The organism is Pantoea sp. 1.19 (genome assembly GCF_001922585.1).
In the GTDB taxonomy this organism is placed as follows: Bacteria; Pseudomonadota; Gammaproteobacteria; order Enterobacterales; family Enterobacteriaceae; genus 1-19.
This window is the reverse complement of record NZ_MRBS01000013.1, coordinates 1-17,418: the sequence shown is the minus strand read 5'-3', so window position 1 is coordinate 17,418 and position 17,418 is coordinate 1. Positions and strand designations below refer to the sequence as shown.

Below are 17,418 nucleotides of genomic sequence, written 5' to 3'. Positions count from 1 at the left end.
ACATCAATGTGGCCAAATGTCCATCTCTGTTGTCAGGATTGAGATGATGATAACAAATGCGCGTCTTGCATATAGTCAGACGAGCACAAGCCGGAAAAGTTTCACTTTTTCGTAAATAAATTTATTTTGAGGTGACCTTATGCCGTTGCTGGATAGCTTTACCGTCGATCACACCATTATGGCCGCCCCCGCCGTGCGCGTGGCCAAAACCATGAAAACCCCGCACGGGGATACCATCACCGTTTTTGATCTGCGCTTTTGCAAGCCAAATCAGGAAGTGATGCCGGAGCGCGGTATTCACACCCTTGAGCACCTGTTTGCCGGTTTTATGCGTGACCACCTGAACGGTGATGGCGTGGAGATCATTGATATTTCGCCGATGGGCTGCCGCACCGGTTTCTACATGAGCTTGATTGGTACGCCGGACGAAGTGCGCGTGGCCAACGCGTGGAAGGCCGCGATGGCCGACGTGCTGAAGGTGACCGACCAGCGCAAGATCCCGGAGCTGAATGAATACCAGTGCGGCACCTATGAGATGCACTCGCTGGAAGAGGCTCAGGAGATTGCCCGTCATATTCTCGATCGGGATGTCGGAGTGAACCAGAACGATGCGCTGGCTCTGCCGGAAGAGAAGCTGAAGTCGCTGCACCTGTAAGTGGCCAGCGGTCGTCTGCCGGGCGGGAGAGGTTCCCGCCCTTTTTTATGGTTAGCGCTGACGTTTGCCGAGGGTAGCGCTAAGCGCCTGCGCCGGTGTGATCCGCACTTGCTTCACCATGTTTTCTTCCACTTCAAGAATATCAATGGTGTAGTGGGCAATCGTCACCTGACTGCCGGCCAGCGGGATCTCCTGCAGCGCTTCCAGCAGCATCCCGTTGATGGTGCGCGCCTCCGCTTCCGGCAGGGTCCAGTTAAAGGCCTTATTGATTTCGCGCACGTTGGCGCTGCCGTCTATCAGCACGGAACCGTCCGTTTGCGGCTGTGCCTCTTCGGCGAGGGTTGGGGACATCGAGGTGGTGTAATCACCGACGATCTCCTCGAGGATATCCTCGATGGTGATAAGCCCCTCGATGTCGCCATACTCATCCACCACCAGGCCCACTTTCTTTTTATTTCGCTGGAACTTCACCAGCTGCTGATTCAGTGCGGTGCCTTCCGGAATAAAGTAGATCTCATCGGCGGCGCGCAGCATGGTTTCTTTGGTGAACTCCTTTTTCTCGTTCATCATTCGCCAGGCTTCGCGCACGCGCAGGATGCTGATGGCATCATCAAGCGAATCGCGGTAGAGCACGATGCGGCCGTGCGGCGAGTGGCTGAGCTGACGCAAGATGGCTTTCCAGTCATCGTTGATGTTGATACCGACAATTTCGTTACGCGGCACCATCACGTCGTTTACCGTGACCTTTTCCAGATCCAGTACCGACAGCAGCATGTCCTGGTTGCGGCGCGACATCATGCTGTGCGACTCATGTACCAGCGTGCGCAACTCTTCCTTACTCAGCGCGCCGCTGGCGGCGTGATCGGTCTTGATGCCAACCAGGCGCAACAGTACGCGGGTAATCACGTTAAACAGCCACACCAGCGGCTGTAGCAGAATCAGCAGCGGCCCCAGCAAAAAGCTGCTGGGGTAGGCCACCTTTTCCGGATAAAGCGCGGCAAAGGTTTTTGGCATGACCTCGGCAAAAATCAGCACCGCAAAGGTGAGAATACCGGTTGCAATGGCCACCCCGGCATCGCCATATAGCCGCATGCCGACGATAGTGGCGATGGAGGAGGCGAGAATGTTGACCAGATTATTGCCAATCAGCACCAGGCTTATCAGTCGGTCCGGCCGCCGCAGTAGCTTTTCCACCCGGCGGGCGGCGCGGTTGCCGCTCTTGGCTTTATGGCGCAGGCGGTAACGGTTCAACGTCATCATGCCGGTTTCAGACCCGGAGAAGTAAGCGGAGATGAGGACCATCACCACCAGGGTGATGATCAGCGCGGTGGTGGATATGTGTTCCAACGTAAATTCCCTGTATCTGTCGGTTAGCCGCTAATGGCCTGCTGTAACAGGCGACTGCCGAAGTAAGCCATGGTCAGCAGGAGTGCCCCGCCGCAGTTGAACCAGACGACGCGACGTCCGCGCCAGCCTTCATGATAGTGTCCCCACAGCAGCACGATATACACAAACCATGCGGCAATAGAGAGCACCGCCTTGTCGGCGTTTTCGCGGCTGAAGAAATCATCCATGTAAAACAGCCCCGAGCAGAGCGTCAGGGTGAGTAGCACCACGCCGACCTGAGTGATGTGAAACATTTTGCGTTCAATCATCATCAGCGGCGGCATCTCGCTGCTGAAGGCCAGCTTCTTATGCTTGAGCAGATAATCAATCCACGCCAGCTGCAGGGCATAGAGCGCGGCAATGATCAGCGTGGCGTAGGCAAACAGCGCCAGCCCAATGTGAATCATCACCCCGGGCGTGCTCTCCAGGTGCGTAATAAACGCGTTGGGCACAAAGGTGGCGAAGGCCAGGTTGATCAGGGCAAAGGTATAAACGATGGGCAGCAGCAGCCAGCCGCGATCGCGTGAGGCGACCAGCGTCATGATGCCGCAGATCAGCAGGCTGACCAGCGAGCCCACATTCAGCAGGCTCAGGTTCTGCCCGTGGTCCATACCAAAAATGCGCTGCTGCAGCGTAATCGCATGACAGGCGATAGCCAGCGTGGCCGATAACAGCGCTGCGCGCCGCCAGCTGCCGCTTTTACGCAGCAGTCCGGGGATGATCAGCGCAAGACTGAGAGACCAGGCGAGCAGCGCCACAATTGCAAAAACAGACATAGAACGTCTCAGACACCGATCGAAGAAAAGAAAAACAGCAGTATAACGCCCGCATCCTTCGCCGCCAAACGATCTCCGCCGCAAGTGCAGAGATTGGCCGCGGTTCATGTTATACTCGCCGCCAAATAGTGTCGCCCGGGCGACCTCTCTGTGACCTTGAGTGAGAGACGATGTTTGATAATTTAACCGATCGCTTGTCGCGCTCGCTGCGCAATATCAGTGGCCGCGGCCGACTGACCGAAGACAACATTAAAGATACCCTGCGCGAAGTGCGCATGGCGCTACTGGAAGCGGACGTTGCGCTGCCGGTGGTGCGCGAATTCATCAACCGCGTGAAAGAGCGCGCGGTGGGGCAGGAAGTCAATAAGAGCCTGACGCCCGGTCAGGAGTTCGTCAAAATTGTGCGCAACGAGCTGGTCAGCGCCATGGGTGACGAGAACAATGCGCTGAACCTGAACGCTCAGCCGCCGGCCGTCGTGCTGATGGCCGGTTTGCAGGGGGCGGGTAAAACGACCAGCGTCGGCAAGCTCGGTAAGTTCCTGCGCGAAAAGCACAAGAAAAAAGTGCTGGTGGTCTCCGCGGACGTTTACCGCCCGGCGGCGATCAAGCAGTTGGAAACGCTGGCAGAACAGGTAGGCGTCGATTTCTGCCCCTCCGATCTCAGTCAGAAACCGGTGGACATCGTGACCAGCGCGCTGAAAGAAGCGAAGCTGAAGTTCTATGACGTCCTGCTGGTGGATACCGCCGGCCGACTCCACGTCGACGAAGCGATGATGGATGAGATCAAGCAGGTACACGCGGCAATTAATCCGGTGGAAACCCTGTTTGTCGTCGATGCGATGACCGGCCAGGATGCGGCCAATACCGCAAAAGCGTTTAACGAAGCGCTGCCGCTGACCGGGGTGATCCTGACCAAAGTGGACGGTGATGCCCGCGGCGGTGCCGCACTGTCGATTCGCAATATCACCGGTAAGCCGATCAAATTTATGGGCGTCGGTGAGAAGACCGAAGCGCTGGAACCCTTTTACCCGGACCGTATTGCCTCGCGCATCCTCGGCATGGGCGACGTGCTGTCGCTGATTGAAGATATCGAGAGCAAAGTGGACCGCGATCAGGCGGAGAAGCTGGCGAAAAAGCTGAAGAAGGGCGACGGCTTCGATCTTAACGACTTTCTCGACCAGCTTAAGCAGATGCGCAATATGGGCGGCATGGCCAGCCTGATGGGCAAGCTGCCGGGCATGGGGCAGATTCCGGATAACGTCAAATCCCAGATGGACGACAAAGTGCTGGTGCGGATGGAGGCGATGATCAACTCGATGACGCTGAAAGAGCGTGCCTCGCCAGAGATCATCAAAGGCTCGCGCAAGCGTCGTATCGCCACCGGCTCCGGGATGCAGGTACAGGACGTGAACCGCCTGCTGAAGCAATTTGATGACATGCAGCGCATGATGAAAAAGATGAAAAAGGGCGGCATGGCGAAAATGATGCGGGGCATGAAGGGCATGATGCCGCCCGGATTCCCGGGCCGCTGAGCCGTTCTGCCCGCAGACGGGCGTATCAGCGGTCATTTTCGATTGCTTTTTACGCCAAAATGAGTAAAATTTTCGGGCTTTATATTAGGCAGCCGGGCCCCGTTCCTCGATGGGGCCCGGTTGTTTTATTAACTGAAGAGGATGTTATGGTAACAATTCGTTTGGCACGTCACGGCGCGAAAAAGCGTCCGTTCTACCAGGTCGTCGTCACTGACAGCCGCAATGCTCGCAACGGTCGCTTCATCGAGCGCGTAGGTTTCTTCAACCCGATCGCTTCTGGTCAGGCTGAAGGTCTGCGTCTGGATCTGGACCGCATTGAGCACTGGGTTGGCCAGGGCGCTACCCTGTCTGATCGCGTTAATGCGCTGATCAAACAAGCTAAAAAAGCAGCTTAATCTGTTACGGTGGTCACCATGAGCAAACAACTACCCGCCCAGGCTCCTGCTAACCCGCTGATTCTCGGGAAAATGGGAGCACCCTACGGCATTCGGGGTTGGCTCAAAGTGTTTTCTTCCACCGAAGATGCCGAAAGCATTTTTGATTACCAGCCGTGGTTTATTCAGCGCGCCGGACACTGGCAGCAGATTGAGCTGGAAGGCTGGAAACACCACAATCAGGACATGATCATCAAAGTCAACGGCATTGACGATCGTGATGCGGCGGCGCGACTGACTAACGCGGAAATCGTGGTCGACAGCACGCAGCTGCCTGAGCTGAACGACGGTAACTACTACTGGAAAGACCTGATGGGCTGCCAGGTGGTGACCGTACAAGGCTACGCGCTGGGTAAAGTCATTGATTTGATGGAAACCGGCTCAAACGACGTACTGGTCGTTAAGGCAAACCTGAAAGACGCTTTCGGTGCAAAGGAACGGTTAATTCCGTTTCTGGAACAACAGGTTATCAAGAATGTCGATCTCGCTACTGGCACGATTGAAGTAGACTGGGATCCTGGTTTTTGACCCCCGACGATCACGGTAAAACCACGGGACACTCTATGTGGATAGGTGTTATCAGCCTCTTTCCGGAGATGTTTCATGCGATTACTGCGTATGGGGTAACGGGCCGGGCAGTAAAAAATGGCCTGCTCAGCATTCACAGCTGGAGTCCGCGTGACTTCACGCACGACCGCCATCGTACCGTGGACGATCGTCCCTACGGCGGTGGACCGGGAATGCTGATGATGGTGCAGCCCTTACGGGATGCAATCCACGCAGCGAAAGCGGCGGCAGGAGAGGGTGCTAAGGTGATTTATCTGTCACCTCAGGGGCGCAAACTGGACCAACAGGGCGTTTGCGAGCTGGCGACCCATCAGAAGCTGATTCTGGTATGTGGCCGCTATGAAGGGATCGATGAGCGTGTGATCCAAACCGAGATCGACGAAGAGTGGTCTGTCGGCGATTACGTGCTCAGCGGTGGTGAGTTACCGGCAATGACGCTGATTGACTCGGTTTCCCGGCTGGTGCCGGGGGTACTGGGAAAACAGGCGTCAGCCGACGAGGATTCGTTCTCGGATGGCCTGCTGGATTGTCCTCACTATACCCGCCCTGAAGTGTTAGAAGGGATGGAGGTGCCGCCAGTTCTGCTGTCGGGCAACCATGCCGAGATTCGTCGCTGGCGCCTGAAACAGTCGCTGGGCCGTACCTGGCTGAGAAGACCTGAACTTCTGGAAAACCTGGCTCTGACTGAAGAGCAAGCAAAGCTGCTTCGCACATTCCAGCAGGAGTGGCGTCAGCAGCACAACGATGAGGGACTGGCTACGCCGTCCGAATATCAGTTTACCCAGGATTAGAGAGTAAATTATGAGCAACATTATCAAGCAACTTGAACAAGAGCAGATGAAGCAGGACGTACCGTCCTTCCGCCCGGGTGACTCCGTGGAAGTGAAAGTATGGGTTGTTGAAGGTTCCAAAAAACGTCTGCAGGCATTCGAGGGCGTGGTTATCGCTATTCGTAACCGCGGTCTGCATTCTGCATTCACTGTTCGCAAAATTTCCAACGGCGAAGGCGTTGAGCGTGTGTTCCAGACTCACTCTCCAGTGATCGACAGCATCACGGTGAAACGTCGCGGTGCCGTACGTCAGGCCAAACTGTACTACCTGCGTGAGCGTACTGGTAAGTCTGCTCGTATCAAAGAGCGTCTTAACTAAGATACAGCTTACGCTGCATCCAAAAGTTAATAGCAAACAAGGGGTTGGCCAATGGCCAGCCCCTTTTTTGTCTGCCTGGGCGCGCGGCTATGCCGGGCGCGGACGCGCGGTGCGGCTCAGGTGATAAACGGCAGTATTGACCGGGCCGCTATCAAGGACGATCAGGCCAAAACGCATGCCGACCAGACGCGCGCCGGATTTTTCCGCTACCCGACGGCTGGCAAGGTTCTGCTCGGCTACAAGGATCTCCAGCTGGCCGCTGGCGCCCGCGGGGATTGCCAGCCGCGCGAGATAGTTGACCGCCTGCGTGGCGATGCCCTGATTCTGCGCCGCGCTGCGTACCCAGTAACCGATGGCAGTGAGCCCCTGCGGATCGCTACTAAAGCGTAAGCCTGCTCCTCCGAGGAGCTGACCATCCTCGCTAAAGATCCCCAGCTCATCGGCTTCACCCAGCCTGCGCTGCACCTGGGTCAGGGTAATCCACGCCGTGGCGTCGGCTTCGGTGTAACCCGCATGAGCCCAACACATCCAGGGCAGCAGGGTATCCAGTGATGCATTGACCGCCTGAGCAAACGCCGGCGCGTCGCCGTGCTCCAGCGGGCGAAAATGGAGAGGGTGCATATAACCTCCTGCTATCAGCACATGAATTCAGCTTACTGGCTAAATACACGCAGCACAAAATTAATGTATCGCAAGAAGTGTAAATTATAATTTACAGTATAAGGCTCACTCTTTTTATATAACTATATGTTTTACATGAAATAAATAACTAAATCTGCGTTAATTTTTATTGGTGGAATAAATTCGGTACATATGTGGATTGATTTGATTACGTCGTGTGATACAGTGATGGCTCCTCGCTGAGGATCGATGAACACGCCAACGGGAGCAAAAGGATCGCATTATGCAAAAAGACACTGTCAATAACGTCCATATCGCCGGTGAACAGGTATTAATCACGCCGGATGAACTGAAAGCGAAGTTTCCGCTGAGCGCGGCGCTAGAGGCGCAGATCGCGGCATCACGGCAGACAATCGCGGACATTACGGCAGGTCGCGATCCCCGACTGCTGGTCGTGTGTGGCCCCTGCTCTATTCACGATCCTGAGGCCGCGCTGGAGTATGCCCGGCGGTTAAACGATCTTTCCGTACAGCTGAAGGATCGGCTGTATATCGTGATGCGTGTCTATTTTGAAAAACCCCGTACAACTGTCGGTTGGAAAGGGCTGATCAACGATCCCTACATGGATAACTCGTTTGATATGGAAGCCGGCCTGCATATGGCCCGCCAGCTATTGCTGTCGCTGGTCGAAATGGGGCTGCCGCTGGCTACTGAAGCGCTGGATCCTAACAGTCCGCAGTACCTTGGCGATCTGTTCAGCTGGTCAGCCATCGGTGCGCGCACCACCGAATCGCAAACCCACCGCGAAATGGCCTCCGGGCTGTCAATGCCGGTAGGCTTTAAGAACGGGACCGACGGCAGCCTTGCCACGGCGATCAATGCGATGAAGGCTGCCGCCATGCCCCATCGCTTTGTCGGCATTAATCAGGCCGGGCAGGTATGCTTGCTGCAAACCCAGGGCAATCCCGATGGCCACGTGATCCTGCGCGGCGGTAAGCAGCCAAACTACGGCCCGGAAGATGTGGCTCAGTGTGAAAAAGAGATGATTCAGGCGGGACTCCGTCCGGCCTTGATGATAGATTGCAGTCACGGTAATTCGAATAAAGATTTCCGCCGTCAGTCCGGCGTGGCCGAGTCTGCGATTGCGCAAATTCGCGATGGTAACCGTTCGATTATGGGGCTGATGCTGGAAAGCCATCTCCATGAAGGTAACCAGTCCTCTGAACAGCCGCGCAGCGAGATGCGCTACGGCGTCTCAGTCACGGATGCCTGCATCAACTGGGAAACCACCGATCGCCTGCTGCGCGACCTTCACCGGGATTTGCAGGATGTACTGACGGCGCGACTGGCCTGAGAGGATAAACACACGATGGTGGCTGAACTGACCGCGCTACGCGATCAAATCGATGAGGTGGACAAAACATTACTCGACCTGCTGGCCAGACGGCTGGCGCTGGTGGCCGAAGTGGGCGAAGTAAAAAGCCGCTACGGTTTGCCCATCTATGTGCCCGAGCGCGAAGCCAGCATGCTGGCTTCGCGGCGTGACGAAGCGGCGGCCCTCGGTGTCCCGCCCGATCTTATCGAGGACGTGCTGCGCCGCATCATGCGCGAATCCTACTCCAGCGAGAACGACAAGGGGTTTAAAACCCTTAACCCGGCGCTGCGGCCGGTGGTTATCGTCGGCGGACACGGGCAGATGGGCCGCCTGTTTGCAAAGATGCTGACCCTCTCCGGTTATCAGGTGCGCGTGCTGGATAAAGAAGACTGGGCAGCGGCGGACACGCTGCTGGCCGATGCCGGCATGGTGATCGTCAGCGTGCCTATTCATCTGACCGAGAGCGTGATTGCCCGCCTGCCCAGGCTGCCGGATGACTGCATCCTGGTGGACCTCGCGTCGGTCAAAAACCGCCCGCTGCAGGCAATGCTGGCAGCGCACCGCGGACCGGTGCTGGGTCTGCATCCGATGTTCGGCCCGGATATCGGCAGCCTGGCCAAACAGGTGGTGGTATGGTGCGACGGCCGTCAGCCGGAGGCGTATCAGTGGTTGCTGGAGCAGATTCAGGTTTGGGGCGCGCGCCTGCATCGTACCAGCGCTGTGGAACACGACCAGAATATGGCGTTTATTCAGGCGCTACGCCACTTTACGACCTTTGCTTACGGCCTGCACCTCGCCGAAGAAAATGCCCAGCTTGCCCAGCTGCTGGCGCTCTCCTCGCCCATTTACCGGCTGGAGCTGGCCATGGTAGGACGGCTATTTGCCCAGGATCCGCAGCTATACGCCGATATTATCATGTCGTCAGAGAGCAACCTGGCGCTCATTAAGCGTTACCATCAGCGCTTTGGTGAGGCGATCGCTCTGCTGGAGCAGGGGGATAAGCAGGCGTTTATCAGCAGCTTTCGCCGCATTGCCCACTGGTTTGGCGATTATGCGCCGCGCTTCCAGGCCGAGAGCCGGACGCTACTGCGCCAGGCTAACGACAGCCGGCCGTAAAGCTATCGGCGCACGCACCAGAAAGGCATCCAGCTGGATGCCTTTTTTTATACCGCTCAGGTGGGATCGACCGGCACCACGTTTTCACTGGGGTAACAACCAAGCACCTTAAGCGAGCGGGTAATCTCGCCCAGTTCACGCAGCGCCTGCTGCATCGGCGCCGAATGCAGGTTGCCCTGCACATCGAGGTAGAACATCTCTTCCCACGGGTTACCGTTGATCGGGCGCGACTCCAGCTTGCTCATGATGAGGCCGTGGTTGCGCAATACCAGCAGCGCTTCCACCAGCGCACCGGCCTGCTGGCCGGTAGCCATAATCAGCGTGGTTTTGGCCGGCACCTGCGATGATACGGTCACCGGCTTGCGCGCCAGAATGATAAAGCGGGTAATGTTCTGGCTCTGATTGGCCAGGTTGCGTTCCAACACCTGCAGGCCATACAGCGCCCCCCCGGCCTCGCTGCCCAGCGCGGCGACGCGCGGTGAACCCAGTGCAGCAACTTTTTCCATTGCGGCCGCGGTGCTCTCGGTGTAGTCGATTTTCCAGTGCGGGAAGCGCTGCAGAAACTGGCTACACTGCTGGAAAGGCTGCGGATGGCTGTAGACGGTCTCGATGTGCTGCAGATCGGTGCTGCCGGAGACCAGCACGCAGTGGTCAATCGGGATGGTCATTTCGCCAACGATCGACAGGCGGGTTTGCTGAAGCAAATCGTAAACGTCATTGATGGCGCCGGAGCTGGTATTTTCAATCGGCAGAACCGCATAGTCAGCCTGACCGCTTTCGACCTGAGCCAAAATCTCGTGAAACTTCAGGCAGCCGCACTCAATCACCTGAGCAAAGTGACGAGCCGCGTAGTTACGCGCCGCGAGGTGGGAGTAGGAGCCTTTCGGGCCGAGAAAGGCTATGCGGGCCGACTGCTGCTGCGGGGTATTCAGCTGTTTTTGCAGCAGGGCCTGCTGAGTCAGCACCGAGTCTTCAATGATCAGCTGAAACAGGCGGGTAATAAAGTGTGCGTCAAGCTGATGATCTTTGCCCTGCGTAATCAGCTGTTCCAGCAGGTCACGCTCGCGATCGATGTCGCGTACCGGCCGCTGAGTGGCCATCTTGGCGCGGGCGACGTCGAGGGCCAAACGGCGGCGTTCGGCCAGCAGGCCCAGCAGCTGCTGATCCACCGCGCTGATTTTATCGCGCAGCGCCAGCAGCGGATTGTTCGTGCTCATAGTAGTCCCTGTTGTTTAGCAGAAATAAAAAAGCCTCCCGGTTGGGGAGGCTTTGCTGTTCGTCTTCGCTTGCTTTCTGATGCGACGAAAGGCCTCCCGGATCAGGGGAAGGTAAAAAAGAAAGCGAAGAAAAACGGAGTCGTATGCATTGGGCTGTCCGCGACGGATTAAAGGGCTAACTTAACCGCTGACAAAACGGACTGTCAATAAAAAACGCGCCCTGGGGCGCGTTAACGCGAGCCGGATAAGGCTCACTCGGTGGGGACGTCGACGCTCAGGTCCTTGACGCTGGCGGAGGCGCGGCGCGCTTCCCCCTTATGCTGCACTTTATTGAGCTGGCGCTCCAGCTTGTTGATCAGGTCATTGATGGCGACATACATGTCTTCATGTTTGGCGCTGGCGACAAGCTGACCGTTAGGGGTATTGATGCTGGCATCGGCGACGAATTCTTTCGGTTCTTTCGACAGAACGATGTGCGGGTTTATCAGGTCAGTTTGCCATTTTTCAAGTTTGGCGAGACGGTCTTCGACATGCTGGCGGATGGCCGGAGTAATATCCATTTGCTTGCTGGTAATGTTCAGAATCATAGTCTTACCTCTCTGTCATTTCCGTCTTGGTGAATCCAGCATACCGCGAATACGGTGAAAAAGTATGATCTAAATCACTTATTTTTGTCACTTTTTGTCAAGCTGGCATTTCTGCGAGACGCGCGGCTAAAACCGGCAAAAAAGGTTGTCGCCAACGGCAGAACAGGTCACTATAGTCAGGATATGTCGCCAGCGCGCGATAAAAAAAGCAGCCCGTCGGCTGCTTTTTTCCTGCCAGAGGGCGTGCCGTCAGGCCGGATCGTTAGCGGCGATCAGCTTCGCGACTTTATCCGCTTCGGCGTTCAGCTGCATCTGACGATAGGCATTCTCCATCAGCGGCAGCGCCTCGCGGGTGGCCGCGGTATCCGGATAATCCCGCAGCATCTGCTCAACGCGGTTAACGACGGCGACGTAAGCCCCGCGTTTAGTGTAGAACTGCGCCACGGCGAGCTCGTGTTTAGCCAGGCGATCTTTTAGGAAGATCATGCGCTTGCGGGCATCGGCTGCGTACTGACTGTTCGGATACCCGCGCAGCAGCTGGCCGAAGTCTTTAAAGGCGTTGCGCGCATGCTCCGGATCGCGATCGGAACGATCGACGCCGAAGAAGCCCTGCAGGGTGCTGTCATCCAACGCCATATCGGTCAATCCGCGCATGTACAGCACGTAATCGATGTTGGGATGCGTAGGGTTGAGACGCATGAAGCGGTCTATTGACGCCTGAGCCAACGGCAAATCGGCATTCTTGTAATAGGCGTAAATCAAATCCAGCTGCACTTGTTGGGAGTAGGGACCAAAAGGATAGCGGTTATCCAGCGCTTCCAGTTGCGTTATTGCTCCTTTAAAGTTACCGTCCTGCAGTTTTTGCTGAGCCGTGGCATACAGCTCGGATGGCGGGCTGTCAGGCACCGTATCCTTTGAGCTGGAGCAGCCCGCCAGCGCCAGGCTCAACGTGGCTGCAGCCACCAGATATTTCATACGCGTCATGACGATTTGATTATCCTCAGAGTGTTATTCGGGAAGCTGTCCGTTAAGCTTCCGCAAGTGACCAGGTACAATAGCACATTATCTTAAACGGCATTGCCGTAAAACCCAACGTTAACGAAGAAGCTGTCTATGGCACAACAAGTACAACTCACCGCAACGGTGTCCGAATCGCAACTCGGACAACGCTTAGATCAGGCTTTGGCGGAAATGTTCCCTGATTATTCACGCTCGCGCATAAAAGAGTGGATCCTGAGCGGGCAAGTACACGTCAACGGCCAGCCGGCCACCACCCCAAAAGAGAAAGTGCTGGGGGGAGAACACGTTGAAATAATTGCCGAAATTGAAGAGGAAGCCCGCTGGGAACCGCAGAATATCGCGCTCGATATCGTTTACGAGGATGACGATATCCTGGTTATCAATAAGCCGCGCGGGCTGGTTGTCCATCCCGGAGCCGGTAATCCCGATGGCACGGTACTGAACGCACTGCTGCATCATTACCCGCAGATTGCTGATGTGCCGCGCGCCGGAATCGTTCACCGGCTGGATAAAGACACCACCGGCCTGATGGTGGTGGCGAAAACCGTTCCGGCACAAACGCACCTGGTTGAATCACTGCAGCTGCGTGAAATCACCCGCGAATATGAAGCGGTCGCCATGGGTACGATGACCGCAGGCGGCACGGTGGATCAGCCGATCAGTCGTCACTCAACCAAGCGTACCCACATGGCCGTCCATCCCATGGGGAAACCGGCGACGACCCACTACCGCATCATGGAGCACTTTCGCGCGCACACCCGCCTGCGTCTGCGGCTGGAGACCGGCCGTACGCACCAAATTCGCGTCCATATGGCGCACATCAACCATCCGCTGGTGGGCGATCCGCTGTACGGTGGCCGCCCGCGTCCGCCGAAGGGAGCCTCCGAAGCCTTTATTTCCGCGCTGCGCGGCTTCGATCGCCAGGCGCTGCACGCGACCATGCTACGCCTGTATCATCCCATCAGCGGCATTGAGATGGAGTGGCACGCGCCCCTGCCGCAGGACATGATTGAGCTGATTGCGGCGCTGAAGGCGGATACGGAACAGTTTAAAGATCAGCTGGACTGGCTGTGATTGCGCCGCTTCTGCCCGCCTGGCCGGCTCCGACGAACGTGCGCGCGTGGTCAACCCGGCGCGACGGTGGGGTCAGTCAGGGAAACTGGCACAGCCTGAATGTGGGCGGGCACGTCGGCGATGATCCGGCGGCGGTGGCGGAAAACCGGCAGCGTCTGGTCGATGCGCTGGCGCTGCCGGGGCCGCCGGTATGGCTGGAGCAGGTACACGGTACCGACGTGCTGACGCTGACGCACCAGCCGCCGGCGCAGCGCCGTGCTGATGCCGTTTATACCGCGACGCCCGGCGTGGTCTGTGCGGTTATGACGGCTGACTGTCTGCCGGTGCTGTTCTGCTCCGCTGATGGTCGCGAAGTCGCGGCGGCTCACGCCGGCTGGCGCGGGCTGCAGGCGGGGATACTGGAGGCGACGCTGCGCCGATTTCGCGCGCCGGCCGGCGAGATCCACGCCTGGCTGGGGCCGGCAATCGGGCCGCTGGCTTTTGAGGTCGGTGCCGAAGTGCGCGCGGCATTTTGCGCCGGCGATCCGTACGCCGCGGAGGCATTTCGGCCGCGCGGTGAAAAATTTTTGGCGGATATTTTTCAGCTGGCGCGGCGGCGTCTTTCCGCGGCGGGCGTGGCTTCAGTGAGCGGTGGTGACCACTGTACGCTGACGGAGTCCGCTCACTTTTTCTCCTACAGACGCGATGGCGTTACCGGCCGTATGGCAAGTTTGCTCTGGCTGAGTTAATCTTGCGCCTCAAGACGGTCCAGGGTGTGTGTTTTTTCACCTTTTTGCAGGTCAATAACCTTGAATATTTGAGGGATGACCTCATTTAATCTCCAGTAGCAATTTGACCTGTAGGGGGAAAGAATGCGTCTGGATCGTCTTACCAACAAATTTCAGTTAGCCCTTGCCGACGCCCAGTCACTGGCGCTGGGGCGCGACAACCAGTTTATCGAACCGCTGCATCTGATGAGTGCGTTACTGACGCAGGAAGGCGGATCGGTACGTCCATTATTAACCACCGCCGGCGTCGATGCCGCCGCGCTGCGCACCAGCCTTGAGCAAGCCATCAGCCGCTTACCGCAAGTGGAGGGGACCGAGGGCGACGTGCAACCCTCTTCTGACTTAGTCCGTCTGCTTAACCTCTGCGACAAACTGGCGCAGAAGCGCGGTGACAACTTTATCTCATCCGAACTGTTTGTACTCGCCGCAATGGAGTCCCGCGGTTCGCTGAGTGATTTAATGAAAGCGGCAGGGGCCAGCAGTGAAAAAATCAGCGCGGCGATTGAGCAGCTGCGTGGAGGAGAGAGCGTGAACGATCAGGGCGCTGAAGATCAGCGGCAGGCATTAAAAAAATACACCATCGATCTCACCGAGCGCGCTGAGGCCGGCAAACTTGATCCGGTAATAGGCCGCGATGAAGAGATTCGCCGGACTATTCAGGTGCTCCAGCGTCGTACCAAAAATAACCCGGTGCTGATTGGTGAGCCCGGCGTCGGTAAAACGGCGATCGTAGAAGGACTGGCGCAGCGCATTATCAATGGTGAAGTGCCGGAGGGCCTGAAGGGCCGCCGGGTGCTGGCGCTGGATATGGGCGCGCTGGTGGCGGGAGCTAAGTACCGTGGTGAATTTGAAGAGCGGTTAAAAGGGGTGCTTAACGATCTCGCCAAACAGGAAGGCAACGTCATTCTGTTTATCGATGAACTGCATACCATGGTCGGAGCCGGTAAGGCCGACGGCGCGATGGATGCCGGGAATATGCTAAAGCCCGCATTAGCGCGCGGTGAGCTGCACTGCGTAGGCGCGACCACGCTCGATGAATATCGTCAATATATTGAAAAAGACGCGGCCCTCGAGCGCCGTTTCCAGAAAGTGTACGTGGCGGAGCCGACGGTGGAAGATACCATCGCGATCCTGCGCGGATTAAAAGAGCGCTACGAGCTGCACCACCACGTGCAAATCACCGACCCGGCGATCGTCGCCGCGGCGACGCTGTCGCACCGCTACATTGCCGACCGCCAGCTGCCGGATAAAGCCATTGACCTGATCGACGAAGCGGCATCCAGCATTCGCATGCAGATCGATTCGAAGCCCGAGGCGCTCGATAGGCTGGAGCGTCGCATCATCCAGCTGAAGCTGGAGCAGCAGGCGCTGAAGAAAGAGTCGGATGAAGCCAGCGTTAAGCGTCTGACGATGTTGGAAGATGAGCTGGGGCACAAAGAGCGTGAGTATGCCGAGCTGGAAGAAGAGTGGAAAGCGGAAAAAGCCGAGCTCTCCGGTACTCAACATATCAAGGCCGCACTGGAGCAGGCGAAGTTAGAAATGGAGCAGGCGCGACGTACCGGCGATCTGGCACAAATGTCAGAACTGCAGTACGGCAAAATTCCCGAGCTGGAAAAACAGCTGGCGGCCGCTACCCAGTCGGAAGGTAAAACCATGCGTCTGTTGCGCAATCGCGTAACCGACGTGGAAATTGCCGATGTGCTGGCGCGCTGGACCGGTATCCCGGTCTCCCGGATGATGGAAGGGGAGCGGGATAAGCTGCTGCGGATGGAGAAAGAGCTGCACCAGCGGGTGATTGGTCAGGATGAAGCGGTTGAAGCCGTCTCCAATGCTATCCGCCGCAGTCGCGCCGGGCTGGCGGATCCGAACCGTCCGATTGGCTCTTTCCTGTTCCTCGGTCCTACCGGGGTGGGCAAAACCGAGCTGTGCAAGGCGCTGGCTAACTTTATGTTCGACAGCGACGACGCTATGGTGCGTATCGACATGTCCGAGTTTATGGAGAAGCATTCGGTTTCGCGCCTGGTCGGGGCGCCTCCGGGGTATGTCGGTTATGAAGAGGGGGGCTATCTGACCGAAGCGGTGCGCCGCCGTCCCTATTCAGTGATTTTGCTGGACGAAGTGGAAAAAGCACATCCGGACGTATTCAATATCCTGCTGCAGGTGCTGGACGACGGACGCCTGACCGATGGCCAGGGCAGAACGGTCGATTTTCGCAACACGGTCGTGATCATGACCTCGAACCTCGGCTCGGATCTGATTCAGGAACGGTTTGGCCACCTGGATTACGCCGATATGAAAGCGTTGGTGATGAGCGTGGTTGGTCAGCACTTCCGCCCCGAGTTCATTAACCGTATCGATGAGCTGGTGGTCTTCCATCCGCTTGGCGAGCAGCACATTGCCTCGATTGCCCGGATTCAGCTGCAGCGGCTGTACGATCGCCTCGCCGAGCGCGGCTTCGCGCTGCACATCTCGGGTGAGGCCCTGCAGCTGCTGGGTAAAAATGGCTACGATCCGGTCTACGGTGCGCGGCCATTAAAGCGGGCCATTCAGCAGGAGATCGAAAACCCGCTGGCGCAGCAAATCCTCTCCGGAGCGCTGTTACCGGGCAAAACCATCAATATGGACGTCGAGGATGGACATATCGTGGCCAGGCAGTAGCGTGTCTGACCTCAAAATGGGCCTGCGGGCCCATTTTTGTGGGTAAAAGCAGCGTGAACAGGTGTTTTTATGATATTGGTGCGTGGAAAGTGAGCGGTTGGTGTTTTTTCTGAAATTAGCCCTTGCGCTCTGAAATCGGATCCCTATAATGCGCCTCCACTGACACGGCACAACGGCCTCGCGGCAGGTGCGGTGCAGAGGCCCGGGATTCACCGGCGCCGCCGGAGAAAAACTTCTGAAAAAGAGGTTGACTCTGAAGGAGGAAAGCGTAATATACGCCACCTCGAGTTAGCAAGCGAAAGCGCCTAACTCACTGCTCTTTAACAATTTATCAGACAATCTGTGTGGGCACTCACAGGACAGATATCAAAAGCCTCCGGGCTCAAAAATATCAAGTCTCAAGAGTGAACACGTAATTCATTACGAAGTTTAATTCTTTGAGCATCAAGCTTTTTAATTGAAGAGTTTGATCATGGCTCAGATT

General features: G+C 57.0%; 18 protein-coding genes and 1 other annotated feature. Of the genes, 11 read left to right on the top strand and 7 right to left on the bottom strand.

Annotation, left to right across the window (positions count from 1 at the left end; all coding sequences use genetic code 11):
• The first annotated feature begins 139 nt into the window (after positions 1-139).
• Complete coding sequence (gene luxS / locus BS626_RS17000) at positions 140-655, top strand: S-ribosylhomocysteine lyase (protein WP_075183572.1); 516 nt, start codon at positions 140-142, stop codon at positions 653-655.
• Between the two features lie 51 nt (positions 656-706).
• Here the strand turns inward: luxS and BS626_RS16995 are convergent, their stop codons facing one another.
• Positions 707-2,002, bottom strand: coding sequence for a CNNM domain-containing protein (locus BS626_RS16995; RefSeq protein WP_075183571.1), 1,296 nt, complete (start codon positions 2,000-2,002; stop codon positions 707-709).
• 23 nt (positions 2,003-2,025) lie between these two features.
• On the bottom strand, positions 2,026-2,817 hold the full coding sequence (locus BS626_RS16990) for an inner membrane protein YpjD (RefSeq protein WP_075183570.1): 792 nt from the start codon (positions 2,815-2,817) through the stop codon (positions 2,026-2,028).
• Between the two features lie 170 nt (positions 2,818-2,987).
• Between BS626_RS16990 and ffh the strand changes: the two genes are divergently transcribed.
• From ffh to rplS, 5 genes are all read left to right on the top strand, one after another.
• Positions 2,988-4,349 (top strand): signal recognition particle protein, encoded by a 1,362-nt coding sequence (gene ffh, locus BS626_RS16985; protein ID WP_075183569.1) that lies wholly within the window; start codon positions 2,988-2,990, stop codon positions 4,347-4,349.
• Positions 4,350-4,495: 146 nt separating this feature from the next.
• A complete protein-coding gene (rpsP, locus tag BS626_RS16980) occupies positions 4,496-4,744 on the top strand; it encodes a 30S ribosomal protein S16 (RefSeq protein WP_170870483.1) in 249 nt (82 codons plus the stop codon).
• An 18-nt stretch (positions 4,745-4,762) separates the two neighbouring features.
• Positions 4,763-5,311: a ribosome maturation factor RimM gene (gene rimM, locus BS626_RS16975; RefSeq protein ID WP_075183567.1), complete on the top strand. Its 549-nt coding sequence runs from the start codon at positions 4,763-4,765 to the stop codon at positions 5,309-5,311.
• A gap of 35 nt (positions 5,312-5,346) precedes the next feature.
• Positions 5,347-6,141, top strand: coding sequence for a tRNA (guanosine(37)-N1)-methyltransferase TrmD (trmD, locus tag BS626_RS16970; protein WP_075183566.1), 795 nt, complete (start codon positions 5,347-5,349; stop codon positions 6,139-6,141).
• Positions 6,142-6,151: 10 nt separating this feature from the next.
• Positions 6,152-6,499: a 50S ribosomal protein L19 gene (rplS, locus tag BS626_RS16965; RefSeq protein WP_075183565.1), complete on the top strand. Its 348-nt coding sequence runs from the start codon at positions 6,152-6,154 to the stop codon at positions 6,497-6,499.
• An 87-nt stretch (positions 6,500-6,586) separates the two neighbouring features.
• Here rplS and BS626_RS16960 read toward each other — a convergent pair whose 3' ends face one another.
• Positions 6,587-7,120, bottom strand: a complete 534-nt coding sequence (locus tag BS626_RS16960) for a GNAT family N-acetyltransferase (protein ID WP_075183564.1) — start codon at positions 7,118-7,120, stop codon at positions 6,587-6,589.
• A 283-nt stretch (positions 7,121-7,403) separates the two neighbouring features.
• Between BS626_RS16960 and BS626_RS16955 the strand changes: the two genes are divergently transcribed.
• The gene (locus BS626_RS16955; RefSeq protein ID WP_075183563.1) at positions 7,404-8,474 is read left to right on the top strand and encodes a 3-deoxy-7-phosphoheptulonate synthase; all 1,071 of its coding nucleotides are present in this window, start codon (positions 7,404-7,406) and stop codon (positions 8,472-8,474) included.
• A 15-nt stretch (positions 8,475-8,489) separates the two neighbouring features.
• On the top strand, positions 8,490-9,611 hold the full coding sequence (gene tyrA, locus BS626_RS16950; protein ID WP_075183562.1) for a bifunctional chorismate mutase/prephenate dehydrogenase: 1,122 nt from the start codon (positions 8,490-8,492) through the stop codon (positions 9,609-9,611).
• A gap of 56 nt (positions 9,612-9,667) precedes the next feature.
• On the opposite strand, the gene pheA is transcribed toward tyrA, so the two are convergent.
• The 4 genes from pheA to bamD all read right to left on the bottom strand — a co-directional run bounded on the left by pheA (position 9,668) and on the right by bamD (position 12,399).
• Entirely contained in the window at positions 9,668-10,828 is a 1,161-nt protein-coding gene (gene pheA, locus BS626_RS16945; RefSeq protein WP_075183561.1) for a bifunctional chorismate mutase/prephenate dehydratase, read from the bottom strand.
• Positions 10,829-10,851: 23 nt separating this feature from the next.
• Positions 10,852-10,978 (bottom strand) — a sequence feature (Phe leader region).
• Complete coding sequence (locus BS626_RS18700; protein ID WP_205949628.1) at positions 10,930-10,977, bottom strand: hypothetical protein; 48 nt, start codon at positions 10,975-10,977, stop codon at positions 10,930-10,932. (Overlaps the previous feature by 48 nt.)
• A gap of 101 nt (positions 10,979-11,079) precedes the next feature.
• On the bottom strand, positions 11,080-11,415 hold the full coding sequence (raiA, locus tag BS626_RS16940; protein ID WP_075183560.1) for a ribosome-associated translation inhibitor RaiA: 336 nt from the start codon (positions 11,413-11,415) through the stop codon (positions 11,080-11,082).
• A gap of 249 nt (positions 11,416-11,664) precedes the next feature.
• Positions 11,665-12,399 carry an outer membrane protein assembly factor BamD gene (bamD, locus tag BS626_RS16935; RefSeq protein ID WP_075183559.1) on the bottom strand — a complete coding sequence of 245 codons (735 nt, stop codon included), beginning with the start codon at positions 12,397-12,399 and terminating at the stop codon, positions 11,665-11,667.
• A 129-nt stretch (positions 12,400-12,528) separates the two neighbouring features.
• On the opposite strand from bamD, the gene rluD reads away from it, so the two are divergent.
• From rluD to clpB, 3 genes are all read left to right on the top strand, one after another.
• Positions 12,529-13,509 carry a 23S rRNA pseudouridine(1911/1915/1917) synthase RluD gene (rluD, locus tag BS626_RS16930; RefSeq protein ID WP_075183558.1) on the top strand — a complete coding sequence of 327 codons (981 nt, stop codon included), beginning with the start codon at positions 12,529-12,531 and terminating at the stop codon, positions 13,507-13,509.
• A complete protein-coding gene (gene yfiH, locus BS626_RS16925) occupies positions 13,509-14,237 on the top strand; it encodes a purine nucleoside phosphorylase YfiH (protein ID WP_075183586.1) in 729 nt (242 codons plus the stop codon). The genes rluD and yfiH overlap by 1 nt, the downstream gene beginning before the upstream one ends.
• A gap of 123 nt (positions 14,238-14,360) precedes the next feature.
• Positions 14,361-16,934 (top strand): ATP-dependent chaperone ClpB, encoded by a 2,574-nt coding sequence (clpB, locus tag BS626_RS16920; protein ID WP_075183557.1) that lies wholly within the window; start codon positions 14,361-14,363, stop codon positions 16,932-16,934.
• Positions 16,935-17,418 lie beyond the last annotated feature (484 nt).